The 25,201-nt window shown below is 66.2% G+C and carries 28 protein-coding genes; 13 read left to right on the top strand and 15 right to left on the bottom strand.

Features of this window, described 5'->3' with window-relative positions:
- Positions 1-10 precede the first annotated feature (10 nt).
- Positions 11-1,042 (bottom strand): ferrochelatase, encoded by a 1,032-nt coding sequence (hemH, locus tag GB880_RS05600; RefSeq protein WP_154492264.1) that lies wholly within the window; start codon positions 1,040-1,042, stop codon positions 11-13.
- Positions 1,039-1,884 carry a methyltransferase domain-containing protein gene (locus tag GB880_RS05595; protein ID WP_154492262.1) on the bottom strand — a complete coding sequence of 282 codons (846 nt, stop codon included), beginning with the start codon at positions 1,882-1,884 and terminating at the stop codon, positions 1,039-1,041. The genes hemH and GB880_RS05595 overlap by 4 nt, the downstream gene beginning before the upstream one ends.
- On the opposite strand from GB880_RS05595, the gene GB880_RS05590 reads away from it, so the two are divergent.
- From GB880_RS05590 to GB880_RS05575, 4 genes are read left to right on the top strand one after another with little or no spacing between them, the layout of a single operon-like run.
- Entirely contained in the window at positions 1,883-2,653 is a 771-nt protein-coding gene (locus GB880_RS05590; RefSeq protein ID WP_263467343.1) for a double zinc ribbon domain-containing protein, read from the top strand. The two genes, GB880_RS05595 and GB880_RS05590, sit on opposite strands and share 2 nt — an antisense overlap.
- A 32-nt stretch (positions 2,654-2,685) precedes the next feature.
- Positions 2,686-2,949 (top strand): glutaredoxin 3, encoded by a 264-nt coding sequence (grxC, locus tag GB880_RS05585; RefSeq protein ID WP_154492260.1) that lies wholly within the window; start codon positions 2,686-2,688, stop codon positions 2,947-2,949.
- Entirely contained in the window at positions 2,946-3,797 is an 852-nt protein-coding gene (locus tag GB880_RS05580; RefSeq protein WP_195840767.1) for a carbon-nitrogen hydrolase family protein, read from the top strand. Before grxC ends, GB880_RS05580 begins: the two co-directional genes overlap by 4 nt.
- Positions 3,794-4,330, top strand: a complete 537-nt coding sequence (locus GB880_RS05575; protein ID WP_154492258.1) for a MarR family winged helix-turn-helix transcriptional regulator — start codon at positions 3,794-3,796, stop codon at positions 4,328-4,330. Before GB880_RS05580 ends, GB880_RS05575 begins: the two co-directional genes overlap by 4 nt.
- Before the next feature lie 7 nt (positions 4,331-4,337).
- Here GB880_RS05575 and ubiG read toward each other — a convergent pair whose 3' ends face one another.
- Positions 4,338-5,090, bottom strand: a complete 753-nt coding sequence (gene ubiG / locus GB880_RS05570; RefSeq protein WP_154492256.1) for a bifunctional 2-polyprenyl-6-hydroxyphenol methylase/3-demethylubiquinol 3-O-methyltransferase UbiG — start codon at positions 5,088-5,090, stop codon at positions 4,338-4,340.
- 51 nt (positions 5,091-5,141) lie between these two features.
- Here ubiG and pip point away from each other — a divergent pair, with 51 nt between their 5' ends.
- The 7 genes from pip to GB880_RS15860 all read left to right on the top strand — a co-directional run bounded on the left by pip (position 5,142) and on the right by GB880_RS15860 (position 13,451).
- Complete coding sequence (gene pip / locus GB880_RS05565; RefSeq protein WP_154492254.1) at positions 5,142-6,155, top strand: prolyl aminopeptidase; 1,014 nt, start codon at positions 5,142-5,144, stop codon at positions 6,153-6,155.
- Positions 6,152-6,601, top strand: a complete 450-nt coding sequence (tspO, locus tag GB880_RS05560; protein ID WP_154492252.1) for a tryptophan-rich sensory protein TspO — start codon at positions 6,152-6,154, stop codon at positions 6,599-6,601. Before pip ends, tspO begins: the two co-directional genes overlap by 4 nt.
- Positions 6,602-6,747: 146 nt before the next feature.
- On the top strand, positions 6,748-7,350 hold the full coding sequence (rimP, locus tag GB880_RS05555) for a ribosome maturation factor RimP (RefSeq protein ID WP_154492250.1): 603 nt from the start codon (positions 6,748-6,750) through the stop codon (positions 7,348-7,350).
- A 3-nt stretch (positions 7,351-7,353) separates the two neighbouring features.
- Entirely contained in the window at positions 7,354-9,030 is a 1,677-nt protein-coding gene (gene nusA / locus GB880_RS05550) for a transcription termination factor NusA (protein WP_154492248.1), read from the top strand.
- Between the two features lie 15 nt (positions 9,031-9,045).
- Positions 9,046-9,666, top strand: a complete 621-nt coding sequence (locus GB880_RS05545) for an RNA-binding protein (RefSeq protein WP_154492246.1) — start codon at positions 9,046-9,048, stop codon at positions 9,664-9,666.
- Positions 9,667-9,673: 7 nt separating this feature from the next.
- Positions 9,674-12,220: a translation initiation factor IF-2 gene (gene infB / locus GB880_RS05540; protein WP_263467342.1), complete on the top strand. Its 2,547-nt coding sequence runs from the start codon at positions 9,674-9,676 to the stop codon at positions 12,218-12,220.
- Positions 12,221-12,941: 721 nt separating this feature from the next.
- The gene (locus GB880_RS15860) at positions 12,942-13,451 is read left to right on the top strand and encodes a hypothetical protein (protein ID WP_442793771.1); all 510 of its coding nucleotides are present in this window, start codon (positions 12,942-12,944) and stop codon (positions 13,449-13,451) included.
- A 112-nt stretch (positions 13,452-13,563) separates the two neighbouring features.
- Here the strand turns inward: GB880_RS15860 and GB880_RS05535 are convergent, their stop codons facing one another.
- From GB880_RS05535 to GB880_RS05520, 4 genes are read right to left on the bottom strand one after another with little or no spacing between them, the layout of a single operon-like run.
- Positions 13,564-13,812 (bottom strand): hypothetical protein, encoded by a 249-nt coding sequence (locus GB880_RS05535; RefSeq protein ID WP_154492244.1) that lies wholly within the window; start codon positions 13,810-13,812, stop codon positions 13,564-13,566.
- Positions 13,812-14,210: a (deoxy)nucleoside triphosphate pyrophosphohydrolase gene (locus GB880_RS05530; RefSeq protein ID WP_154492242.1), complete on the bottom strand. Its 399-nt coding sequence runs from the start codon at positions 14,208-14,210 to the stop codon at positions 13,812-13,814. The genes GB880_RS05535 and GB880_RS05530 overlap by 1 nt, the downstream gene beginning before the upstream one ends.
- Positions 14,207-15,607, bottom strand: coding sequence for a bifunctional glutamate N-acetyltransferase/amino-acid acetyltransferase ArgJ (argJ, locus tag GB880_RS05525; RefSeq protein ID WP_154492240.1), 1,401 nt, complete (start codon positions 15,605-15,607; stop codon positions 14,207-14,209). The genes GB880_RS05530 and argJ overlap by 4 nt, the downstream gene beginning before the upstream one ends.
- A gap of 3 nt (positions 15,608-15,610) precedes the next feature.
- Complete coding sequence (locus GB880_RS05520) at positions 15,611-16,450, bottom strand: peptidylprolyl isomerase (RefSeq protein ID WP_154492238.1); 840 nt, start codon at positions 16,448-16,450, stop codon at positions 15,611-15,613.
- 208 nt (positions 16,451-16,658) lie between these two features.
- Here GB880_RS05520 and secA point away from each other — a divergent pair, with 208 nt between their 5' ends.
- Complete coding sequence (gene secA / locus GB880_RS05515; RefSeq protein ID WP_154492236.1) at positions 16,659-19,364, top strand: preprotein translocase subunit SecA; 2,706 nt, start codon at positions 16,659-16,661, stop codon at positions 19,362-19,364.
- Positions 19,365-19,439: 75 nt separating this feature from the next.
- On the opposite strand, the gene GB880_RS05510 is transcribed toward secA, so the two are convergent.
- Both GB880_RS05510 and GB880_RS05505 read right to left on the bottom strand, forming a co-directional pair.
- Positions 19,440-20,159 carry a response regulator gene (locus tag GB880_RS05510; RefSeq protein ID WP_154492234.1) on the bottom strand — a complete coding sequence of 240 codons (720 nt, stop codon included), beginning with the start codon at positions 20,157-20,159 and terminating at the stop codon, positions 19,440-19,442.
- Positions 20,160-20,168: 9 nt separating this feature from the next.
- Positions 20,169-20,687, bottom strand: a complete 519-nt coding sequence (locus GB880_RS05505; RefSeq protein WP_154492232.1) for a MarR family winged helix-turn-helix transcriptional regulator — start codon at positions 20,685-20,687, stop codon at positions 20,169-20,171.
- Between the two features lie 152 nt (positions 20,688-20,839).
- On the opposite strand from GB880_RS05505, the gene GB880_RS05500 reads away from it, so the two are divergent.
- On the top strand, positions 20,840-21,712 hold the full coding sequence (locus GB880_RS05500; protein ID WP_154492230.1) for a branched-chain amino acid aminotransferase: 873 nt from the start codon (positions 20,840-20,842) through the stop codon (positions 21,710-21,712).
- A gap of 82 nt (positions 21,713-21,794) precedes the next feature.
- Here the strand turns inward: GB880_RS05500 and GB880_RS05495 are convergent, their stop codons facing one another.
- The 6 genes from GB880_RS05495 to GB880_RS05470 form a co-directional block, all read right to left on the bottom strand.
- Positions 21,795-21,992: a hypothetical protein gene (locus GB880_RS05495; RefSeq protein WP_229774321.1), complete on the bottom strand. Its 198-nt coding sequence runs from the start codon at positions 21,990-21,992 to the stop codon at positions 21,795-21,797.
- 66 nt (positions 21,993-22,058) lie between these two features.
- The gene (locus GB880_RS05490) at positions 22,059-22,523 is read right to left on the bottom strand and encodes a PTS sugar transporter subunit IIA (protein WP_154492226.1); all 465 of its coding nucleotides are present in this window, start codon (positions 22,521-22,523) and stop codon (positions 22,059-22,061) included.
- A gap of 79 nt (positions 22,524-22,602) precedes the next feature.
- Positions 22,603-23,178 carry a ribosome hibernation-promoting factor, HPF/YfiA family gene (gene hpf / locus GB880_RS05485; RefSeq protein ID WP_154492224.1) on the bottom strand — a complete coding sequence of 192 codons (576 nt, stop codon included), beginning with the start codon at positions 23,176-23,178 and terminating at the stop codon, positions 22,603-22,605.
- A gap of 162 nt (positions 23,179-23,340) precedes the next feature.
- Positions 23,341-24,075: an LPS export ABC transporter ATP-binding protein gene (lptB, locus tag GB880_RS05480; RefSeq protein WP_154492222.1), complete on the bottom strand. Its 735-nt coding sequence runs from the start codon at positions 24,073-24,075 to the stop codon at positions 23,341-23,343.
- 1 nt (position 24,076) lies between these two features.
- On the bottom strand, positions 24,077-24,562 hold the full coding sequence (lptA, locus tag GB880_RS05475; RefSeq protein WP_154492220.1) for a lipopolysaccharide transport periplasmic protein LptA: 486 nt from the start codon (positions 24,560-24,562) through the stop codon (positions 24,077-24,079).
- Between the two features lie 58 nt (positions 24,563-24,620).
- Positions 24,621-25,199: a hypothetical protein gene (locus tag GB880_RS05470; protein ID WP_154492218.1), complete on the bottom strand. Its 579-nt coding sequence runs from the start codon at positions 25,197-25,199 to the stop codon at positions 24,621-24,623.
- Positions 25,200-25,201 lie beyond the last annotated feature (2 nt).

Genomic DNA, 25,201 nt, shown 5'->3' with positions numbered 1-25,201 from the left:
GGATGGGTCGTCAGACCCAGCCGCCCAGGTTCTCGGCGATGATATTGCCCAGCACCCGGATATGGGCGGGGTCGTCGTTCAGGCAGGGGATATAGGTGAATTCCTTGCCGCCAGCGTGCAGGAATGCCTCGCGGATCTCGCCCTGGATCTCTTCGAGCGTTTCGATGCAATCGGCGGCGAAGGCGGGCGAGACCACGGCGATGTCGGTCACGCCCTGCCGCGCCAGATCGGCCACATGCTCGACCGTATAGGGGCGCAGCCATTCCTCGCGACCGAACACCGACTGGAAGGTGGTGTCGATGCTGCCTTCGGGCCAACCCAGATGCTCGCGCAGCAGGCGGGTGGTTTTCTGGCACTGGCAATGGTAGGGGTCGCCCTGCATCAGATAGCGCCGCGGCATGCCGTGATAGCTGGCCACCAGCCGCTGCGGCTGCCGTCCCCCCAGCCCCGCCAGCACCGAACCGGCCAGCGCCTCGATATACTCGGGCCGGTCGAAATAGGGCGCCACCGTGCGCACGGCCGGCTGCCAGGTCTGTTTCATCAGCGCCCGAAAGAACTGGTCGTTGGCGGTGGCCCAGGTGGCCCCGGCATATTGCGGATATAGCGGCAGGAACAGGATGCGGTCGCAGCCTTCGGCAACCATGCGCGACACCACTGATTCGGTCGAAGGGTTGCCATAGCGCATGCAGAAATCGACCATGACCCGATCACCCCACTGTGCCTGTGCAAGATCGCGCAGGGCCTGGGTCTGCTTGCGGGTAATGGTCATCAGCGGGGACTCGTTTGCCTCGGTGTTCCAGATCGACCGGTAATTGGCACCCGAGGTGAAGGGCCGCTTGGTCAGCACGATTCCCTGCAGGATCGGCTGCCATTTCCAGGACGGCAGGTCGATCACCCGCTTGTCGGACAGAAATTCGTTCAGATAGCGTCGCATCGACCAGTAATCGGTGCCGTCCGGCGTGCCCAGATTGGCGATCAGCACGCCGATGCGGCGCGGCGGGATCGACGGATGGCTGGCGTCGGCATACGGGGGACGGGTCATTGCTGGTCTCTCGTTCTGGCAAGGGCTTCGGCCAGCGGCATCCGGGCGGTTCCGGGACGAAGCGGTTTCTGCTGGCTGTCGTCGGGCGCCCATCCGGTCAGAAAGACCAGATCGAAGGTGGCGCGGATGCGACCGGGGTTCTGCGGATCGGGGTGATCCTGGGCATAAAGCGCGGCGGCGCGCAGCAGCACCTCGCGCCGGGTCGGATGGCGCAGGCGCTCAGCCAGCGCATTGCCCTCGCCCATGGCGCGCAGATCCCGCGCCAGGTGGAACAGGTCGCGATAGCTGACATGCTGTGTCACCTGGTCGGCGACCGGCAAGGCCAGGCCGGCGCGCGCAAGCAGCGCGCCCAGATCGCGGATTTCGCCCATGGGCAGCACCCGCGGCGACAGCCCGCCGCTGACCTCGGCCTCGGCCCGGGTCAGCACGTCGCGCAACTGGTGCAGGCTGCGTCCGCCCGGACAGGCCGCGATCAGCAACCCGTCGGGGCGCAACGCACGGGCGCATTGGGCCAGCTGCCCCACCGGATCCTCGGCCCAGTGCAGGGCCATGGCATGCAGGATCAAGTCGTGGCTGCCCGGAGCCAGATCCAGCACCGGGGTGTCGGCAACGATGCGCGCCCCGGGCCAGGCCTGCCGCCAGAGTTCGGGCCAGCCGGTGACCACGGCCACATCGGTAAACCTTCTGTTAACCTCGGCGCATCTAAGCTGCATCTCGTCGACAACCAGACGGTGCAGGAAATCCACCGGGCCAATGCGTCGGGCACGGTCACGGGCACGATCCAGCGCCTTGCGGTCGGTCAGGCGCGGCAGCGTCGGGGAAGAAAGGGGATCAGCCGTCATGATGGCGCAACATAGGGGCGTTTTCGAGCTGATGAAAGGCGCATTGCGGCTGGTCTATCCGCCGCAATGCCTGTCCTGCGACGCCCCGGTGGCCGAAGAGGGCGGGCTGTGCGCGCAGTGCTGGCGCGAGACCGACTTCCTGCACGGTCTGGGCTGCGCGCAATGCGGCGCGCCCCTGCCGGGCGACGAGGACAGCGCCAGCGCGGATGCGCAGGCGGGGTTGCTGTGTTGCGACGATTGCCGCCGCCATCCCCGGCCCTGGCGGCAGGGCCGCGCGGCGGTGGCCTATCGCGGCACTGGGCGCAAGCTCAGCCTGATGCTGAAACATGGCGACAGGCTGGATCTGGCGCCAGCCCTGGGGCGCTGGGTGGCGCAGGCGGCGGCGCCGCTGGTGCAGCCGGACATGCTGGTCGTCGCGGTGCCCGTGCATCCGCGCAGGCTGCTGCGGCGCAAGTTCAACCAGGCCGAACTGCTGGCGCGCGGCGTGGCACAGGCGCATGGGCTGACGCATCTGGTGCAGGCGCTGCGGCGGCGACGGCATACGCCGATGCAGGATCACGGTTCGGTCGCCGATCGATTCGCCAATGTCGCCGACGCCTTTGCCGCGCGCGCCGCAACGCGGGTGCGGCTGGCGGGCCGGCCGGTGCTGCTGGTCGATGACGTGATGACCTCGGGGGCGACGCTGACGGCGGCGGCGCAGGCGCTGATCGCGGCCGGATCGGGGCCGGTTTCGGTGGTGGTTCTGGCGCGGGCGGTCAAGGATGCCTAGATAGGGGGCGGACACCACAACAGGACAGCCCCATGGCCAAGGTCGAGATCTATACCACCCCCACCTGCCCCTATTGCCTGGCGGCGAAGGCGTTGCTGGCGCGCAAGGGCGTGGCCTATCAGGAAACCGATGTCAGCCGCGATCCGCAGCTGCGCGTCGCCATGACCCAGCGCGCCGGTGGTCGCCGCACCGTGCCGCAGATCTTCATCGACGGCCAGCATGTCGGCGGCAGCGACGATCTGCATGCGCTGGACCGTCAGGGTGGATTGGATCGCCTGCTGGGGCTGCGGGCATGACACAGCCGCTGACCGTGGGACTGGTGCAGCTTTGCGTCTCGGACGATCCGCAGCGCAACCTGCCCGTCACGCGCGATCTGCTGCGCCAGGCCGCTGCCGGCGGCGCCACCTGGGTTCTGACGCCCGAGGCGACCAACCTGCTTGGCGCCGACCGCGACAGCCAGCGCCGACTGCTGCAACCACAGGACCGCGACCCGACCCTGGCGGCGCTGCGGGCAGATGCGCGCGAACTGGGCATCTGGCTGCTGATCGGGTCGCTGTCGCTGCTGGGTGAGGACAGGACAGACGACCGCTTTGTCAATCGCAGCTTCCTGATCGCGCCCGATGGCAGCATCCGCGCGCAATACGACAAGCTGCACATGTTCGACGTCACCATCTCGGACAGCGAAAGCTATTGCGAATCGGCGGCGTTCCGGCCGGGCGACCGGGCGGTGCTGGCGCAGGGGCCGCTGCCGGTGGGGATGAGCGTGTGCTATGATTTGCGCTTTGCCTATCTGTATCGCGCCCTGGCGCAGGCCGGCGCGCAGGTGCTGACCGTGCCCGCCGCCTTCAACGACACCACCGGCGCGGCGCATTGGCACGTGCTGCTGCGCGCCCGCGCCATCGAGACCGGCTGCTTCGTCCTGGCCCCGGCCCAATGCGGCACCCATGTCAGCACCTTGGATCCCGACCGCCGGGCGCGCCGCAGCTATGGCCATTCGCTGGCCGTCAGCCCCTGGGGCGAGGTTCTGGCCGATGGCGGCAGCGAACCCGGCGTCACCCTGGTGACGCTTGACCCGGCCGCGGTTCTCGGGGCACGTTCCCGCATCCCTTCGCTGACCCATGACCGGAAGTTCACAGGCCCATGATCGACAAAGCTACCGAAGGCCAGAACGGGCCCGGAGAGGCCTCTGCCGATGCGCTGGCTGCCAGCCTGTTTTCCGAGGTGTTCATCGCCGACCAGCTGGCGCGCGACCTGATCGGCAAGGCCCTGCCCAAAGGGATGCAGATCTCGCATTTTTCGGTGCTGAACCTGCTGGCGCATCTGAATGTCGAACGCACGCCCGCCGAACTGGCCGAGGCGTTCCACGTCACCCGCGGCGCCATGACCAACACGCTGTCGCGGCTGGAATGGGCGGGCCATATCCACATTCGCCCGGATTGGGACGATGCCCGGCGCAAGTTCGTGGCCATCAGCCCGGCCGGGCGCGCCGCACGCGACGCGGCGCTGGCGGCCTTCATGCCCAGGATTGCCGATGTGGTGCGCGACATCGGCGCCGATCGGGTCCGGGCTGCCCTGCCGGTGCTGCGGCTGCTGCGCCGCCAGCTGGAAGAAACCCTGCGCCACGAATCCCAGCCCGGCGCGTCGCGGCGCGAGCCCAGGGGAAGTGCTTTGCGCTGAGCCAGCCTTACGCGGGGCGCAGGGCGGTCAGGGCATAGTTCACCGACAGGTCGCGATGCGACAGCGACCAGCTCCACCCCAGCGGGTTGAACACCATGCCGCAGCGGTCCAGCACCCGCAGGCCGGCATCCTGGTTCATGCGCGCCAGCTCATCGGGGGTGATGAAGCGGCGCCAGTCATGCGTGCCCCTGGGCAGCCAGCGCATGACCCATTCGGCGCCGATAATGGCGGCGGCAAAGCTGCGCGCGGTGCGGTTCAGCGTCGACTGGATCGCCAGGCCGCCAGGACGCAGCAGATCGTGGCAGGTGGCGACGAAGGCCGCGGGATCGGCAACATGTTCGACGATCTCCAGCGCCAGCACCACGTCATAGACCTGCCCTTCGGCCAGCAGATCCTCGGCCGTGCTGGCGCGGTAATCGATCGCCAAACCTTGCTCCTGCGCGTGCAGGCTGGCCACGGCGATGTTGCGCTCGGCCGCGTCGGCGCCGGTCACCTGCGCGCCCAGCCGGGCCATCGGCTCCGACATCAACCCGCCGCCGCAGCCGATGTCCAGGATGCGCAGCCCCTGAAATGGCGCCGCGTCGGTCAGGTCGCGCCCGAACTGGGCAGCGATCTGGCCGGTCACATAATCAAGCCGGGTCGGGTTCAGCATGTGCAGCGGCTTGAACTTGCCGGTCGGATCCCACCAGTCACGGGCCATGGCCTGGAACTTGGCGATCTCGGCCGGGTCGATGCTGCTGGGGGTGGGTGTTCGGGTCATCAGGCCGTCCTTCGTGTGGCGGGCGCGCGCAGAGCGTTATATAGTGGCCCCATGGACAGATTGGCAGGGCAAATCGGCGCGGCAGCGTCGCCGGGAAGGCTGCATCCGGCGGTAGAACCCTTCGACCGGCGCGTGATCGCCGTCGGCGACGGCCACCAACTGCATGTCGAACAAAGCGGCGCAGCAGATGGCGAACCGGTGATCGTGCTGCACGGCGGCCCGGGCGGCGGCTGCAGCCCGTTCATGCGCCGCTTTTTCGACCCCTCGCATTACCGTGCGATCCTGTTCGATCAGCGGGGCTGCGGCCGGTCGCGCCCCTATGCCGAGGTTGCCGCCAATACCACCGCGCATCTGATCGCCGACATCGACCTGATCCGCCGCCAACTTGGCATCGAACGGGCGATCCTGTTCGGGGGCAGCTGGGGCTCGACGCTGGCGCTGGCCTATGCCCAGGCGCATCCGCACGCGGTTTCCGGGCTGATCCTGCGTGGCGTGTTCCTTGGGCAGCGCAACGAACTGGACTGGTTCTATGGCGGCGGCGTGGCCCGTTTCTTTCCCGACCGCTGGGCCGAATTCCAGGCCCCGATCCCCGAGGCCGAGCGCGACGACATGATCGGCGCCTATCACCGGCGCCTGTTCAGCGGCGACCGCGGGCAAGAGGCGCGCTTTGCCCTGCCCTGGCTGATCTGGGAAAACGCGCTGGCGGGGCTGGAAATCACAGGCCCGGGCTATGCCCCGCCCGATTATGCCCGCGCCTTTGCCCGGCTTGAGAACCATTATTTCGCCAACGGCTGCTTTCTGGACGAGGGCCAGATTCTGCGGGACCGCCACCGCATCGAACATATCCCGGCGGTGATCGTGCAGGGCCGCTATGACATGGTCTGCCCTCCGGCCTCGGCCTGGGCGCTGGCGCGCGGCTGGGACCGGGCCGAGCTGCGCATGGTCCCCGCATCGGGACATGCGCTGAGCGAGCCGCGAATCGCTGCGGAACTTGTGCGGGTGATGGACGGTTTACGCGACATGGCCCGCGAACGGGCAGATGCAATCCGGGACGCTGACGCATGACTTTCGCCGTATTCCTGCTGGCCTGTGCCGCCGCCGCGGCCACCGGTCTGATCTTTCAACCCGGCGCCTGGTATTCGGGATTGCGCAAGCCTTCATTCACGCCGCCCAACTGGGTGTTTCCACTTGCCTGGACGACGCTTTATCTGTTGATGGCCTGGTCGGCCACACGGCTGGCGGCCCTGCCCGGCGCGGGTCTGGCACTGGCGCTGTGGTCCGCGCAGATCGCGCTGAACACGCTGTGGACGCCGGTATTCTTCGGGGCGCGACGGCTGGGCGCTGGGATGGCCATCCTGTCGCTGCTATGGCTGGTGGTGGCGGCTTTGATCGTCGTGGCCTTCCGGATGGACTGGGTGGCCGGTGCGCTGCTGTTGCCCTACCTGGCCTGGCTGACGCTTGCCGGGGCGCTGAATTTCCGCGTCTGGCGCGACAATCCGCAAGGCTTCTGAGGGTCGGCCGCGGATTGCACGGTTTACCTTGCAATTGCAGCGCAACGGGCCTATATGGGCCTCGACAGCGGCGCAGGTGTCCAAAATCTGCCCACCGGTAAGACGCACGGGCCGCTTGGCCCGTTTTTCGTATTTGGGGGATCATCATGACGGACCTCATCGCCAAGACCGCCATCGACCGGCGCCTGGCCGAAATCATCGCCCCGGTGATCGAGGATCTGGGGTTTGAACTGGTGCGGATCCGTCTGCAGGGGGGCAAGACCGCAACGCTGCAGATCATGGCCGACCGTCCCGAAGGCGGGATCAATGTCGATGATTGCGCCGATATCTCCACCGCCGTCAGCGCGGTTCTGGATGTCGAGGATCCGATCGAGGACAATTACCACCTCGAGGTCAGCAGCCCCGGCATCGATCGGCCACTGACCCGGCTGAAGGACTTTGCCGCCTTCGAGGGCTATGAGGCCCGCGTCGAGACCAATCAGCCCATCGACGGGCGCAAGCGCTTCAAGGGCGTGCTGGCCGGGGTCGAGGGCGACGAGGTGCTGATCAACATCGACGAGGGCGGCGAAACCCATACCATCGGCCTGAATTTCGACTGGCTGTCGGATGCCAAGCTGGTGCTGACCGACGAACTGATTGCCGAGATGCTGCGGCAGAAAAAGGACGCTGGCGTGCCGATCGACCACCTGGACGAGGCCGCCTTTGACGAGATCGAAACGGAAGCCGGCGATGCCGGCCTGAAGGAGTGAGGAATGGCCATCACCTCTGCCAACCAGCTTGAGCTGCTCCAGACCGCCGAGGCGGTCGCGCGCGAAAAGATGATCGACCCCGATCTGGTGATCGAGGCGATGGAGGACAGCCTGGCCCGCGCCGCCAAGTCGCGCTACGGATCGGAAATGGACATCCGTGTCCATATCGACCGCAAGACCGGAAACGCCACCTTCACCCGGGCCCGCACGGTGGTGGCGGATGACGCCGTCGAAAACTATCAGGCCGAGTTCACCGCAGAGCAGGCGCGCGTCTATTTCGCCCCGGCAAAGGATGGTCGTTCGACCTGGTTGCGCGACGGTCAGCCGCTGACCGATTTCAGCGGCCTGCCGCAGCCCGGCGACGTGTTCGAGGAACAGGTGCCGCCGGTCGACCTGGGCCGTATCGCCGCGCAATCGGCCAAGCAGGTGATCCTGCAAAAGGTCCGCGAGGCCGAGCGTGATCGTCAATATGAGGAATTCAAGGACCGCGTCGGCACCATCATCAACGGTGTGGTCAAGCGCGAGGAATACGGCAACATCATCGTCGATGTCGGCCGGGGCGAGGCGATCCTGCGCCGCAACGAAAAGATCGGCCGCGAAAGCTATCGCCCGAACGACCGCATCCGCGCCTATGTCAAGGATGTGCGCCGCGAGGCCCGCGGGCCCCAGATCTTCCTGTCGCGCACCGATCCGCAGTTCATGGCCGAACTGTTCAAGATGGAGGTTCCCGAAATCTACGACGGCGTGATCGAGATCAAGGCCGTCGCCCGCGACCCGGGCTCGCGCGCCAAGATCGCCGTCATCAGCTATGACAATTCGATCGATCCGGTAGGCGCCTGCGTCGGCATGCGGGGCAGCCGCGTGCAGGCGGTGGTCGGGGAACTTCAGGGCGAAAAGATCGACATCATCCCCTGGTCCGAGGATCAGGCCACCTTCCTTGTCAATGCCCTGCAACCGGCCGAGGTCGCCAAGGTCGTTTTTGACGAGGATGCGACCCGCATCGAGGTGGTGGTGCCGGACGAACAGCTGAGCCTGGCCATCGGCCGGCGCGGCCAGAACGTGCGTCTGGCCAGCCAGCTGACCGGGCTCGACATCGACATCCTGACCGAGGAAGAGGAATCCAAACGCCGTCAGGCCGAGTTCAATGCCCGCACCAAGCTGTTCATGGACACGCTGGATCTGGACGAATTCTTCGCCCAGCTGCTGGTCGCGGAAGGCTTCACCAATCTGGAAGAGGTCGCCTATGTCGACCTGGACGAGCTGTTGTCGATCGACGGCGTCGACGAATCGACCGCCGAGGAACTGCAGACCCGGGCGCGCGAGCATCTCGAGGCCGCAAGCAAGGCGGCGCTGGAAAATGCCCGTGCCCTGGGGGCCGAGGACAGCCTGATCGAGTTCGAGGGCATTACCCCGCAGATGGCCGAAGCCCTGGCCAAGGACGGCGTCAAGACCCTTGAGGATTTCGCCACCTGCGCCGATTGGGAACTGGCCGGCGGCTGGACGACCCAGAAAGGTCAGCGCGTGAAGGATGACGGAATCCTGGAACCTTTTGGCGTGACGCTGGAAGATGCGCAGAACATGGTGATGACCGCCCGCGTCATGCTGGGCTGGGTCGATCCGACCGAGCTGGAAGCCGATTCGGCCGAAGGCACCGATGATGAACAGGGGGCCGGGGTGTAACGCCCCGGATCGCTCATGACGCGCGGGGGCCGCATCAAGGACCGCGAAACGCCCGAACGGCGCTGCATCGTCACGGGCGAGGTTCAGCCTCGGGCCGGGCTGATCCGCTTTGTCGCCGGACCGGATGGGCAGGTGGTTCCGGATCTGGCCGAAAAGCTGCCTGGGCGCGGATTCTGGGTGCTGGCCGATCGGGCGGCCCTGGATCGCGCCGCCAGCAAGGGTTTGTTTTCGCGTGGCGCCAAGGCGCGCGTCACCGCACCGCCAGAGCTGCTGGCGATGATCGAATCCGGGCTGGCGCGGCGCGTGACCGATACGCTGTCGCTCGCGCGCAAGGCCGGTCTGGCCGTCGCCGGTTTTGAAAAGGTCAAGGACTGGCTGGCCAGCGGCAAGGCCAAGGTGCTGTTGCAGGCCAGCGACGGTTCCGACCGGGGCAAGGGCAAGCTGTGGACACCGCCGGGCGGGCGGTGGTTCGGCTGCCTGACCGCCTCAGAATTGGGTTTGTCCTTTGGGCGCGATCATGTCATACACAGCGCGCTTGCGCCGGGGGGCCTGACGGACAAATTGATCAGGGACGCCAGCAGACTGACGGGTCTGCGCGGGCATGACGGCGGCGATTCGGCCGCCGGGAAGGAATGAAGATCGGATGAGCGACAACGACGGAAAGAAACCCCTGGGTCTTGGTGGCGGCCGTTCGGGCCATGTGAAGCAAAGCTTCAGCCACGGGCGGACCCATAATGTGGTGGTCGAGACCAAGCGCAAGCGCGTGGTCGTGCCGGGCAAGGCCGGTGCGGCGGCGGCCGGTTCGCGCTCGGGCACGCCCGCGGCGGTGGCCGGCGATCCTTCCAAACGCCCCGCAGGGATCTCGGATGCCGAAATGGAGCGCCGCCTGGCCGCGCTGAAGGCAGCGAAGGCCCGCGAAGCCGAAGAGGCCGCCCAGCGCGCCGCCGAAGAAAAGGCGCGCGAGGAAGAACGCGAGCGCCGCAGGCAGGAACTGGAAGCCAAGGAGCGCGAAGAGCGCGAGCGCGAAGAGGCGCTGCGGCTGAAAGCCGAAGAGGACGAGCGCCGCGCGCGCGAGGCCGAATTGCGCGAGCGCAAGAAGGCCGAGGTTACCAAGCCCAAGGCCGAGGCCCGTCCAGCCAGCCCTGCCGACCGTGCCGCGGTCGAAGCCGCTGCCGTGCGCGCCGAGACCAAGGGTGTCAGCGCCGCCGGCCCGCGCAAGACCGATCGCGACCGCGATACCCGGACAGCAGGCGCCGATGATCGCGACAGCCGCGCCAAGGCGCGCGACGACAATCGCCGCACCGGCAAGCTGTCGCTGAGCCAGGCGCTGGACGGTGAAGGCGGGCGCCAGCGCAGTCTGGCGGCGATGAAGCGCAAGCAGGAAAAGGCCCGCCAGAAGGCGATGGGTGGCCACCAACGCGCCGAAAAGCAGGTCCGCGACGTGCAGCTGCCCGAGACCATCGTCGTGTCGGAACTGGCCAACCGCATGGCCGAACGCGCCGCCGATGTCGTCAAGTCGCTGATGAAAATGGGCATGATGGTCACGGCCAACCAGTCCATCGACGCCGACACGGCCGAACTGGTCATCGACGAATTCGGCCATCGCGCCGTGCGCGTCAGCGATGCCGATGTCGAACAGGTGATCGACCAGGTCGAGGACCGGCCCGAGGATCTGCGCCCCCGCGCACCGATCATCACCATCATGGGCCATGTCGACCACGGCAAGACATCGCTTCTGGATGCGATCCGGCACACCAATGTGGTGTCGGGCGAAGCCGGGGGCATCACCCAGCATATCGGCGCCTATCAGGTCAAGGCCTCGAACGGGGCCGTGCTGACCTTCCTCGACACGCCGGGCCATGCGGCCTTCACCTCGATGCGGGCCCGGGGCGCGCAGGTCACGGACATCGTGGTGCTGGTGGTTGCCGCCGATGATGCCGTGATGCCGCAGACGGTCGAGGCGATCAATCACGCCAAGGCCGCCAAGGTGCCGATGATCGTCGCCATCAACAAGGTCGACAAGCCGGATGCCAACCCGCAGAAGGTGCGCACCGATCTGTTGCAGCATGAGGTGGTCGTCGAGGCATTGTCGGGCGACGTGCAGGATGTCGAGGTTTCGGCCAAGACCGGCAAGGGCCTGGACGAATTGCTGGAAGCGATCGCGCTGCAGGCCGAGATTCTCGAACTGAAGGCCAATCCGGACCGCCCGGCTTCGGGCGCGGTGATCGAGGCCAAGCTGGACGTGGGCCGCGGCCCGGTCGCCACCGTGCTGGTTCAGAACGGCACGCTGAAGCGCGGTGACATCTTCGTCGTCGGCGAACAGTGGGGCAAGGTGCGCGCCTTGATCAACGACAAGGGCGAGCGCGTGGACGAAGCCGGCCCCTCGGTTCCGGTCGAGGTGCTGGGGCTCAACGGCACGCCCGAAGCCGGTGACGTGCTGAACGTGGTCGAAACCGAGGCCCAGGCGCGCGAGATCGCCGATTACCGGATCCAGGCCGCCAAGGACAAGCGCGCAGCCGCCGGTGCGGCCATCACGCTGGACCAGATGCTTGCAAAGGCCAAGGCGGACGAGAACGTTGCCGAGCTGCCGGTGGTGGTCAAGGCCGACGTGCAGGGTTCGGCCGAGGCGATCGTGCAGGCGCTGGAAAAGATCGGCAACGACGAGGTTCGGGTGCGCGTGCTGCATTACGGCGTGGGCGCGATCACCGAATCGGATGTCGGCCTGGCGGAAGCCAGCCGCGCCCCGGTCATCGGCTTCAACGTCCGCGCCAATGCGCCCGCGCGCAATGCCGCGAACCAGAAAGGTGTCGAGATCCGCTATTACTCGATCATCTACGACCTGGTGGATGACATCAAGGCGGCGGCCTCGGGCCTGCTGTCGGCCGAAGTGCGCGAGAATTTCATCGGCTATGCGGAAATCCGCGAGGTATTCCGTGTCACCGGCGTGGGCAATGTCGCCGGCTGCCTGGTCACCGAAGGCGTGGCGCGGCGTTCCGCCGGGGTGCGTCTGCTGCGCGACAACGTGGTGATCCACGAAGGCACGCTGAAAACGCTCAAGCGCTTCAAGGACGAGGTCAAGGAAGTGCAGTCCGGCCAGGAATGCGGCATGGCCTTTGAAAACTATGACGACATCCGCAAGGGCGATGTCATCGAGATCTTCGAGCGCGAAGAGGTGCAGCGCAAGCTGTAAGCCGCCAGTGACAACAGACCGGGCGGGTCGCGCAAGACCCCGCCCGGCAAATCGCCCGCATGCCGCCCCTGGCGCAGGCGGGCGATTTCGTCTGCGCGCAGAGCAGCTGTGCCGAAAGCGATGGCTGCCGGTCGTCTTGCTGGCGGCCGGGGGACGCGGTGCTGCTTCGCCCCATGGGAAGCCCCGGTTGCGGGCATCACGCGGTCCGATCGCCAGCGAGGCGCGAGAATGCCCCCCCGGGGTTTCCTGAGGGCAGGCCCGTCATGCGGGACGGCTGACCGGGCCGCGGCCGCGCGCCGTCGCGGCATCAGCCGGCGAAATGCCGGACAACGCGCCCGGCCCGCCTGCCCGTCCCGCAGCCAGGGAATCGCCCGCGCCAGGACTGTGGCGTGGCGGTTGGCGATATCGTCACGATCCTATGGCCGTGAAGCCCCGGCTTCGAGCCACCGGCAACCTGTGTCAACCTGCCCGGCAGATCAGGCCGCCATGCGGGTTAGCGGTCATGCAACAGCGTCAACGCCCAGGGCAGTCGCCCCCTCGGCCCTGACGCCGGAACGCGTCGCCCGTTGCGGCCCCGCGTGCCGCAAGAGCCGTCGAATCGCTTTACCCGCGCCGCGGAGGCGGAATTCGACGCCGCGCTTGAACAGCATTTGCAGCTCACATAGGCGGCCCGCTTCGAATTTTTGCCTATGGCTCGCTGATCTGGAACCCCGGCTTCGAGGTGGTCGCGCGAAGCACCCGCACCGCGCTCGGCGGGCGCCGTGCCTTCGGCATCGCGATGCTGCGGGCCCGCGGCTCGCTCGAACAGCCCGGTCACATGCTGACGCTGGCGCCCGGGGGGGCGGTGCCGGGGCATGATGCTTGGAGTGGCCGAGGACGCCCGTCGCGACGTGCTGTCACCCCTTCTGCGCCGCGAATACCCGTGCCATGGATTCCTGTCGCAGACGCGCCGCGTCCGGGTCGCCACATCCGGCGGCGCGGTGCCCGCCCTTGCCTTCTGGGGGGGGACGCTTTGCCGCCCTGGATGCTCTTGACCACTCAGAACAACAGATCGCTTGCAATCTTGTCCATGCGCGCGGCTATCTGGGGTCGGGCGCAGAGTATCTTTACCTCACCATCACCGGCCGGATTGTGCACCAGATCCACGACCCCTACCTTAGACGGATCAAGCGCCTGGTGGCCAAGGAAATCAGCCGGTGGCCGCCTGGATCGTCGCATTACGGCTGAGTGATTTCGGCCGCTGCTGGCATGGGTCTTGATCTTGATGGGTCACCACCCGACGCCGCGACGGAAAACGGGGCCCCGCAAGGCCCCGTCCGGTCTCTGGCACATTTCCGTTTGGCTCAAGCCCGGACGGGCTTGCCCTCATAGGTCTTGCTTCCGACGCGGACCACGATCCTGCCGTTCTCGGCCGCGCGCTCAAAGATCCCCTGGACAGAAATGCAGCTACCAATGGTGATGGTGCGAATCACGTCCCGATCTCCTCCTCTACAGACCTTCAGGCTTGCACAAAAAGACAGGATGTTAACCAGAATTTGTTCTTCCGGCGGGCGCGGCTTGGCAAAATCGCGCCGCCTGTGGCGAAAATGCATTACAGCCAGTCGCGGAGGATCGGGATCAGCGGGATATCCGCGGGCGGCATCGGATAGCGCGACAGGTCAGCGGCCCGCGCCCAGGCCAGAGCCTGCCCTTCGCGCGGCTGCGGCACCCCCTGCCAGCGCCGACAGGCGAACAGCGGCATCAGCAGGTGAAAGTCGTCATAGGTATGGCTGGCAAAGGTCAGCGGCGCCAGGCAGGACGCCCAGGTGTCGATGCCCAGTTCCTCGTGCAATTCGCGGATCAGCGCCGCTTCGGGGGTTTCGCCGGGTTCAACCTTGCCGCCGGGAAATTCCCACAGCCCCGCCAGAGATTTCCCCGGCGGGCGCTGCGCCAGCAGAACCCGGCCATCGGCGTCGATCAACGCCACCGCCGCGACCAGAACCGTTTTCATGAGCGGTAATCGGCGTTGATGTCGATGTAGCGATGGGTGAGGTCGCAGGTCCAGACCGTGCGCCGGCATTTGCCCAGTCCCAGGTCAACGCCGATCACCAGATGATCGCGCTTCATGTAGGCGCTGGCCGCGGCCTCGTCGTAATCGGGGGCGCGCCAGCCGTTTTCGGCCAGGACCAGATCTCCGAAGCGGATCGTCAGCCGGTCGCGATCGGCCTTGGCGCCGGATTTGCCAACAGCCATCACCACCCGGCCCCAGTTCGCATCCTCGCCCGCGATGGCGGTCTTGACCAGCGGCGAATTGGCAATCGCCATGGCAACGCGATGCGCATCCAGCTGGGTGGCGGCGCCGGTGACCTGCACCTCGACGAATTTTGTCGCCCCCTCTCCGTCGCGCACCACCTGCTGCGCAAGATCCAGCATGACCTGGCCCAGCCCGCGGGAAAACCGGCGCGCCGCCGGCGCACGCAGATCGGTGATCGGTGCTGCCGGCGAGGTGCCGGTGGCCGCCAGGATCAGCGCGTCCGAGGTCGAGGTATCGCTGTCCACCGTAATGGCGTTGAAGCTGTTGGTCAGATGCGTTGACAGCAGCTTTTGCAGCAGATCGGGCGCGATACGGGCATCGGTGAAGATGTAAACCAGCATCGTGGCCATGTCGGGCGCGATCATGCCCGAACCCTTGGCGATGCCGACGATGCGGATTGGCCCGCCGTCGCCCTGCACGGTCGCGGTCGCGCCCTTGGGAAAGGTGTCGGTGGTCATGATCGCGCGCGCCGCCTCGGCCGCAGCCCGGGCATCCAGACGCTTTGTCAGATCGCCGATGATCGCGGTAATGCGATCCGCCGGCAGCGGTTCGCCGATGACCCCTGTCGACGAGGAAAACACCCGCTCTGTCGGAACCCCCAGCGCCTTGGCGACGCCGCCGGTGACCTGATCGACGGCCTGCTGCCCCAGCTGGCCCGTAAAGGCATTGGCGTTTCCGGAATTGACGATGATCGCGGCGCCGGCACTGGTGTCCTGCGCCAGCGCCAGCTTGGCCTGACAGTCGAGAATGCTTGCCGCGCGGGTCGATGAACGGGTGAAGGCGCCGGCGATCGACGTGCCTGGCGCCAGGCGCACCAGCATCACATCGGTGCGGTCGCGATATTTCACCCCGGCCGCGCCGGCGGCGAATTCCACGCCCTCGATCACCGGCAGGCGCGGAAAGGCGGCGGGCGCAAGCGGCGAGACCGGATTGGCGGGCTTGACCGGGGCGGCGGGCGCCGCCGGCTGAGCGCGTGCTTCGATGCTGGCCGCGGCCTCGCGCATGGCGGTCTTGAGCTTCTTGAGCTTCTTTTTCAGCGCCTTGAGCTTTTCGGCGTCAGACAGCGCCGGCTTCTTGTCCTCGGCCTTGGCCATGGATCACTCCCCCAGGATATCGGTCTTGTTCAGCAGTTCGGGCGCCAGATCGGGGGTCTTTTCGACCTTGGCCTCGGCCAGACGCTTGTCGATTTCGGCCTGCACGCGGTCGCGGCGCACTTGCACGGCCAGCTCCTCCTTGACCTCGTCGAAGGCGGGCGGCGTCACCTCGCGGCTGTCGATCAGGCGGATGATATGCCAGCCGAACTGGGTTTCGACCGGGGCCGAGACCTCGCCCTTTTTCAGCGCCTTTACCGCCTCGGCAAAGGGTTCGACCATCTGTTCGGGCTGGAACCAGCCCAGATCGCCCTGGTTCGGGCCGGAATTGTCGGTCGATTTCTCGGCCGCCAGCTTGCCGAAATCGGCGCCATCCTTGATCTGGGCGGCGATCGCCTCGGCCTCGTCGCGGGTTTTCACCAGGATATGCGCGGCATGGTATTCGGTGGCTGGGGCGCTGGCGCCAAAGGCGGCGTCATAGGCAGCCTTCAGCTCGGCCTCGCTGGGATCGGGGGCCGCGACCTTTTCCAGGACCGAGCCAGCCAGATAGGCGCGCCGTTCGATTTCCAGCGCCGCCGCGTCGCGCTTGCTCAGCGGGTCGCCGGCCTGCTGGGCCACCGCGGTCTGGCGGATCATCTGGTCCAGCATCAGATCCCATAGCGCCGAATCCGGCAGGTTCTGCGTCATCTCGGGCGACAGGCTTTGCCGCATGGCGATCATCTGGCCCAGGGTGATCGCCTCGCCGTTCACGGTGGCGACAACGGTCTGGGCATCCTGCGCCGACGCCGGCAGCGCCAGCCCCCAGGCCGCGATCAGCGTCGTGGCGGCAAGAAGCGGTTTCAGCATGACATTCCCTTTCATGGGCGGGCGCCTCCACGGACAGGTGAACGGGCGCAAACATTGACACTTGGGCGCCCGAGGCATACATCCGGCCCAACCGAAAATGCGCGCCCGTCGCCGACTTTTCCCGCCCCGTGATAGGGCAAGGCAAGCGGTGGCGGCAAGTGGGCGGAACGTCCCGCGCACCCCCAGATACGCGATTTTGAAGGCTCACATGCTCGGCATCGGAAACTTGGCGAAACTGGTCTTTGGCACGCCCAACGACCGCAAGGTGAAATCGGTCCGCCCCCTGGTGGCGCAGATCAATGCGCAAGAGGAGACCTTTCGCGCCCTGTCCGATGCCGAACTGATCGGCAAGACCCGCGAATTGCAGGGTCGCGCCCAGTCGGGCGAGGATCTGGACCGGCTTCTGGTCGAGGCCTTCGCCAATTGCCGCGAGGCCGCCCGCCGCGCCCTGGGGCTGCGGGCCTTCGATACCCAGCTGATGGGCGGCATCTTCCTGCATCAGGGCAATATCGCCGAGATGAAGACCGGCGAAGGCAAGACCCTGGTCGCCACCTTCCCGGCCTATCTGAACGCGCTGGCCGGCAAGGGCGTGCATGTCGTCACGGTCAACGACTATCTGGCCAAGCGCGACGCGCATTGGATGGGCAAGGTCTTTGCCCAGCTGGGCATGACCACCGGCGTGGTCTATCCCTTCCAGCCCGACGAGGAAAAGCGCCAGGCCTATCGCGCCGATGTCACCTATGCGACCAACAACGAACTGGGCTTCGACTATCTGCGCGACAACATGAAGGGCTCGATCGAGCAGATGGTCCAGCGCGGCCATTTCTTCGCCATCGTGGACGAGGTCGACAGCATCCTGATCGACGAGGCGCGGACGCCGCTGATCATCTCGGGGCCCAGCCAGGACCGCAGCGAGCTTTACCGCACGCTGGACGCCTTCATGCCCGAATTGACGCCCGAACATTACAAGCTGGACGAGAAATCGCGCAACGCCACCTTTACCGAGGAAGGCAACGAGTTTCTGGAAAAGCGCCTTCAGGCTGCCGGCATCCTGCCGGCCGACCAGACGCTTTACGACCCGGAATCGACCACATTGGTGCATCACGCCAACCAGGCGATGCGCGCCCACAAGCTGTTCCATCGCGATCAGCACTACATCGTCCGCGACGGCGAAGTGGTGCTGATCGATGAATTCACCGGCCGGATGATGAAGGGCCGGCGGCTGTCGGACGGGCTGCACCAGGCCATCGAGGCCAAGGAAGGCGTCACCATCCAGCCCGAAAACGTCACCCTGGCCAGCGTCACCTTCCAGAACTATTTCCGGCTTTACGAAAAGCTGTCGGGCATGACCGGCACCGCCGCCACCGAGGCCGAAGAATTCGCCGAAATCTACAAGCTGGGCGTGGTCGAGGTGCCGACCAACCGCCCCGTGCAGCGCATCGACGAACATGACCGCGTCTATCGCACCGCGGCCGAAAAATACGCCGCCGTGCTGGAGGCGATCCAGCAAGCCCATGCCAAGGGCCAGCCGATCCTGGTGGGCACCACCTCGATCGAGAAGTCCGAGATGCTGTCGCAGATGCTGACCCGGGCCGGCATCCCGCACAATGTGCTGAATGCGCGCCAGCACGAGCAAGAGGCCCAGATCGTGGCCGAGGCGGGCAAGCTGGGCGCGGTGACTATCGCCACCAACATGGCCGGGCGCGGCACCGACATCCAGCTGGGCGGCAACGTGGAAATGAAGGTGCTCGAGGCACTGGCCGCCGATCCGTCGGCACATCCCGACGAAGTGCGCGCCCGCATCGAGGCCGAACACGCCGCCGAAAAGCAGGCGGTTCTGGATGCCGGCGGGCTGTTCGTACTGGCGACCGAGCGTCATGAAAGCCGCCGCATCGACAACCAGCTGCGCGGCCGTTCGGGCCGGCAGGGCGACCCGGGCCGCTCGCTGTTCTTCCTGTCTCTGGAAGACGACCTGATGCGGATCTTCGGTTCGGAACGGCTGGACAAGGTTCTGTCCACCCTGGGCATGAAGGAAGGCGAGGCCATCGTTCACCCCTGGGTCAACAAGTCGCTGGAACGCGCCCAGGCCAAGGTCGAGGGTCGCAACTTCGACATCCGCAAGCAGCTGCTGAAGTTCGACGACGTGATGAACGATCAGCGCAAGGCGATCTTCGGCCAGCGGCTCGAGATCATGCAGACCGACGAGGTCGAGGAAGTGGCCGCAGACATGCGCAGCCAGGTCATCGACGATCTGGTCAACCAGTATCTGCCACCGCGCGCCTATGCCGAGCAATGGGATGTCGAGGGCCTGCATCGCGCGGTGATCGAGCAGTTGAACATGGACCTGCCGCTGGCGGAATGGGCGGCCGAGGATGGCGTGGACCAGGAACAGATCCGCGAAAGGCTGCAACAGGCCACCGATGCCTACATGGCGCAAAAGACCGAACAGTTCGGCGCCGAGAACATGCGCCAGATCGAAAAGCAGGTGCTGCTGCAACAGATCGACAGCAAGTGGCGCGACCATCTGGTGACGCTGGAACATCTGCGCTCGGTCGTGGGCTTCCGCGGTTATGCCCAGCGCGACCCGCTGTCGGAATACAAGACCGAGGCATTCCAGCTGTTCCAGAACATGCTGGATGGGCTGCGCTTCGACGTTACCCAGCAGCTGGCGCGCATCCGGCCGCTGACCGATGCCGAACGCGAACAGATGCTGCGCGAATACCAGCAGCAGCAGGCCGAAACCCAGGCGCGGCTGCAACCCCATCACGAAGAGGCCGAAGGCGGCCAGGTCGCGACCCGCGCCGCCGGCTTCGATGAAAACGACCCCACCACCTGGGGCGAGCCGTCGCGCAACGACCCCTGCCCCTGCGGCTCGGGCAAGAAGTTCAAGCACTGCCACGGCGCCTTCGTCTGACGCCCTCTGGCAATCGGCATCAGCGAAAGGGGCCCGCGCGGCCCCTTTTACCGGTGTGCAGGCAGCGTTCGCGACCTAGTCCGGCACCAGCATGTAGCCGGTGCCGCGCACGGTCTGCAGATAGCGCGGCTCTTTCGGATCGGGTTCGATCTTGCGACGCAGGCGTGTCATCTGCACGTCGATGGCGCGTTCGGAGTTGTCGCCGGCCTCGTCGCCCGGATTGCGGCCCAGATCCTCGATCAGTTCGGCGCGGCTGACCGGCTGTCGCGGCGTATCGGCCAGTCGCCGTAGCAGCGCCTGTTCGGTCCCGGTGAGACGCAGCGGGGTATCGCCCTGCCATAATTCACCCTTGTCCGCGTCATAGCGCAGAAAGCCCAGCGACAGGAACTTGGGCCCCTTGGGTTCGGTCACCGGCACGCGACGCAGGATGGCGGCGATGCGCAGCAGCAGTTCGCGCGGCTCGAAAGGTTTCGGCAGATAATCGTCGGCGCCGCTTTCCAGCCCGGCGATCCGGTCCTGGGTTTCCCCCTTGGCGGTCAGAAGCAGGATGGGCGTGGTCAGGCTGCGGCGCAGGTCGCGGGTCAGGGCAATGCCATCCTCGCCCGGCATCATCACGTCCAGAACGATCATGTCGAAATCCAGCCCCCCCAGCAGGCGGCGCGCCTGGGCGGCGTCGCGGGCGGTGGTGACCAGAAAGCCGTTCTTCAGCAGAAAGCGCCGCAGCAGGCTGCGAATGCGCTCATCGTCATCGACAACCAGGATATGGGCGGCGGGTTGCGGGTCCAGGAAGGTCATCGGGGATTGTCACGGGCTGTCTTGCACATCTCTCAGCGCACGATACTGCCGCAGGGTGTCGCGGTCCATCATCGCCTCGAGCACTTGCCGAAAACCGGCGACCGCCTGCGGCCCGGCGGCGCGATAGGCCGCACGCATGCGCGCCCGCTGCGCCTCGGACAGCTGACGTTCCAGCGCCGCGCCCTTTTCGGTCAGATACAGCTGGCGTTCGCGGCGGTCGCGGCGGCCGATGCGGCTTTCGACCAGCCCGTCGTCGATCAGGGTGCGCAGCACCCGGTTCAGCGACTGCTTGGTCACACCAAGCACATCCAGCAAGGCGGTCACAGTCAGCCCCGGTTCGCGATTGATGAAATGCATCGCGCGATGATGGGCACGCCCATAGTCCAGTTCCGCCAGGATCATGTCGGGATCCGAGGTAAAGGCGCGATAGGCAAAGAACATCGCCTCTATCCCCCGGCGCAGCTGGTCGTCGGTCAGGAACAGCAGGTTTTCGCCACCTGCCGTGGCAACGTTCACCTTGTTCTGCATGGCTTCCTCTGGTTGCATGGGTCTTATTTACGTCAGGCTTGTTGACTTTCCAACCACAAATGGATAGCCCTAGGGTCAAGTTGCGCAATTTTACGTGCCTTTGTGGCAGTCGCTGCGCAACATTACGAAAAACAGACCGGCCGGAGGGTGAAATGGCAGGCGCATATGACGATCGTGACGGCAAAATCTGGATGGATGGCAAGCTGGTGGACTGGCGCCAGGCCAATGTGCACATCCTGACCCATGCGCTGCATTATGCCAGTTCGGTGTTCGAGGGCGAGCGCTGCTATAGCGGCAAGATCTTCAAGGGGCACGAACATTCGCTGCGGCTGATCGAATCGGCGCGGCTGCTGGACATGGCATCCCCCTATACGGCCGAGGAAATCGACGCCGCCAAGCAGCAGGTTCTGGATGCCAACGGCTTCAAGGATGCCTATCTGCGCGCTGTCATGTGGCGCGGCTCGGGCGAGGACATGGGCGTTTCGGCACGGCGCAACCCGGTGCGCATGGCCATCGCCGCCTGGGAATGGGGCAGCTATTATGGCGATGCGAAATGGCAGGGGGCCAAGCTGGACATCGCCAAGTGGAAGCGTCCCAGCCCCGAAACCATCCCCACTGCCGCCAAGGCCGCCGGGCTTTACATGATCTGCACCATGTCCAAACATGCGGCCGAGGCCAAGGGCTGTTCGGATGCTCTGTTCATGGACTATCGCGGCTATGTCGCCGAGGCGACCGGCGCCAATGTGTTCTTCATCAAGGATGGCGAAGTTCACACACCCCTGGCCGATGCCTTCCTGAACGGCATCACCCGGCAGACGATCATCGCGATGCTGAAGCAACAGGGCGTGCCCGTGCATGAACGCCACATCCTGCCCGAAGAGGTCGCGGATTTCCAGGAATGCTTCCTGACCGGCACGGCGGCCGAGGTCACGCCCGTGGCCCAGATCGGCGAGGATTGGCATTTCCAGGTGGGCCCGATGACCCGCAAGATCGCCGAGGATTACGAAAAGCTGGTGCACGCCTGAGCGTCACCTGCCGACACCATGAACAAGGCCCGGCATTCCCTGCCGGGCCTTTTCGTGCAAGCCGCGGTGCCGCGCGCCGTGGTCAGGCGCTGTGGCCGCGCGCAATGCGCAGGTATTCGGCGGTGCGCCGGTTCACGTCCTCATCGCGGCCGTGCGGTCGACGATGCAGCGTCGCCACGGCGGGATGCAGGCCGGATTCGCGTTCGTGACGGGTAAAATTCCGCACCCGACCGTTGGCCACAGCATGGCCGTGATCTGCAAGATGCCTGGTCATGGTCATGTCCTCCTGCGGGCAGGATAGCGCAACGGCATGCAGATTTCATCCCCCGAAAGGGGGCTGCGACAATCAGGCCGCCTTGATACCGGGGGCAGCGGCCAGCATCGCGTGCAGCGCCACCGGATCGTCATTGGCCCGCAGCTTGCTGCGCAGATCCGGGTCGCGCAACGTGCGTGACACCAGCGCCAGCGCCTTCAGATGATCGACACCGGAATTCTTGGGCGCCAGCAGCGCAAATATCAGATCGACCGGCTGACGGTCCACCGCATCGAAATCCAGCGGTTTCTCAAGCCGCAGGAACAGACCGACCACCCGATCCAGGCCGTGCAGCCGCGCGTGGGGCAACGCCACGCCATGGCCGACTCCGGTCGGACCCAGCGTCTCGCGCTCCTGCAGGGCATCCAGGGTCTGCACGGCATCCACACCGTAAACCGCCCGCGCCTGTTCCGCGATTTCCTGAAACAGACGTTTCTTGCTGGTGGTCTGGCTCATCGTCCGGACTGCGGCGGGGGAAAGAATATCGCTGATTTGCATGGCGCCCAAATTGTTCTGATCCCGGCCGCGGCGAGGCGGCCGGGATTTTCAGGTTCAGCCAGGTCGTCCCTGCGGAGACCTAGGCCAGATTGCGGGGGTCGATCCAGCCGACGTTGCCGTCCTCGCGGCGGTGAACGACATTCACACCCCCGTGTTTCTCGTTGCGGAACACCAGCAGCGGGCTGCCGGCCAATTCCATCTGCATCACGGCCTCGCCTACGGAAAGGGTCGGCACGCGGGTTTCCATCTCGGCGATGATCATGGGTTGCAGGCCGTCGTCCTGCGTTTCCCATTCATCCTCGTCGGCCGCCAGGACATACATGCCGGCCTGTTCAAAGGCAACCGGCTCGACCCGGTCCTTGTGATGGTCCTTCAGCCGGCGCTTGTAGCGGCGCAACTGCTTGTCCATGCGCTCGCGGCACTGCTCGAATGCGGCGTAGATTTCGGTCGAGGCGCCCTTGGCCTGCACATTGAGACCAGTGGAAAGATGCACCACGGCATCGCAGATGAATTCATGCGCATTGCGGGAAAAAATCACCGTGGCATCGGTGGGTCGCTGGGAATACTTGCCGATGGTTTCACCCAGTTCCGTCTTGACATGTGTGGAAAGAGCCTCGCCGACGTCGATCTGTTTTCCGCTGATCTGGTAGCGCATGGTTATCCGTCCTTTCGGTTGCCCGGCGTCGTCGCGGCACCTTGCGCAGGCGCCGGCCGGGTTTGTCAGGGGCGACGGTCTTGCCGCCCCATCCATCCATTTGGTGACAGTGCCCGCAGTCTGTCAACGGCTGCTCGCAGCGAAGTCAGTGTGCCGCGCGGGCTAGTCCATCCGGAAACCTTCGCCCAGATAGACGCGCCGCACCTGCGGGTCGGCGACGATTTCGGCGGTGGTACCGGATTTCAGCACATGGCCGTCGTGCAGGATATAGGCGCGGTCCACGATCTCGAGCGTTTCGCGCACGTTGTGGTCGGTGATCAGCACGCCGATGCCGCGGCTTTTCAGGTCGTGAACCAGGGTGCGAATCTCGCCCACGGCGATGGGATCTACCCCGGCAAAGGGTTCGTCCAGAAGCAGATAGGCGGGATCGGCGGCCAGACAGCGCGCGATCTCGACCCGGCGCCTTTCGCCCCCCGACAGCGCCATGGCCGAGGCCTTGCGCAGATGGCCGATGGAAAAATCGCCCAGCAGCTCCTCGAGCCGCTCGCGGCGGTGATGCGGCTGCGGGCAGGCCAGTTCCAGCACCGCCATGATGTTCTGCTCGACCGTCAACCCGCGAAAGATCGACATCTCCTGCGGCAGATAGCCGATGCCCATCTGTGCGCGGCGATACATCGGCAGCGCGGTCGCATCCTGTCCGTCGATGCTGACCTGGCCCGAATCGGGCACGACCAGACCGGCGACGCAGTAAAAGCAGGTGGTCTTGCCCGAGCCATTGGGCCCCAGCAGCGCCACCACCTCGCCCCGGTCCAGCCGCATGGCGACATCGCGGATCACCGGGCGGTTGCGATAGGATTTGCGCAGGCCGCTGACCCGCAGCCCGAGTTCCTGGCTCATCTCAGTTCCCCGGTTGCAGCACGCTGCGCACGCGACCGGCGGCGGTCGCGGTGCCTGTGGCAAGGTTCACGGTGACCTTGTCGCCGGCCAGGACATTGCCGCCCTGGGTCAGCAGCACGTCGCCGGTCAGCACCACATTCCCTGATTCGACATCGTAGTCGGCAGTCCTGGCCTCGGCCGCGTCCTGACCGCTGGACAGGGTGACGTTACCTTCGGCGCGCAGGGCACTGATGCGTTGCTGGCTGCCCTGGGCATAGGTCACGGTCACGCGATCGGCGGCCAGACGCATCTGGCCCTGCCCGATCAGCACATTGCCGCTGAACACCGCCTTGCCGGTGCGTTGATCGACGCTGAGATTGTCGGCCGTGACCTCGACGGGCTGGCGGGTATCCTGGGCCGAGCCGAAGCCGCTCGTCTGGCCGGCTGCGGCACCCGCCAGCAGCATCAGCGTCAGCAATGCGGGCGCAAACAGGCCGGACCGGGTCATGCGATTTCCTTTCTGACATCAGAGGGACATGCCCGTGCGGCTAAGGCTCGCCGGCCGGTCATGGCTGGTATATCAACCGCACGCCGCCGCTCAAATCAAGCACATGATCGCCGCGGCCCTGTCCCTGCGGACGCAGTTCCGCCCGACCGGCGGTCAGATCGCCGAAGGGCGCGCGCACGTCCACCCGGTCTGGGGCCACCACGCTGCCCTGGCTGGTCGAGGCCTGAAACCGCGGACCGGTCAGCACCCAGCCGTCGGCCGTGGTCATGCGCACCCCTTGGTCCAGCTCGACAATATCCCCCTGCATCCGGGCCTGACCGGCGCTGACATCGGCGGCGCGGCCATCGGCGGCCCGCAGCGTCACATGCACCCGGTCGGCGCTGGCACCGCCCGCGCCCTGACCGGGGCGGGCCTCGGTCGCGGTGATCGACAATTGCGCGCCGTCGGTGGTGACGCCGGCATAGCTGGGCCGGGTCATCGCCTGGCGTTCTGCCAGATCGCGCGGATCGACATCGGCATAGGGGATGGCGGCCTCGGGGTTCGGGCTGCGGCCCAGCAGAAACAGCACCGACAACAGTGCCAGCGCCGACAGCGGCAGGATCACGCGCAGCCAGGCCACGATGCGCGAACGTGTCATCG

The organism is Paracoccus sp. SMMA_5_TC, assembly GCF_009696685.2.
In the GTDB taxonomy this organism is placed as follows: domain Bacteria; phylum Pseudomonadota; class Alphaproteobacteria; order Rhodobacterales; family Rhodobacteraceae; genus Paracoccus.
The sequence above is the reverse complement of the archived record's forward strand: the minus strand, read 5'-3'. Positions and strand labels throughout refer to the sequence as shown.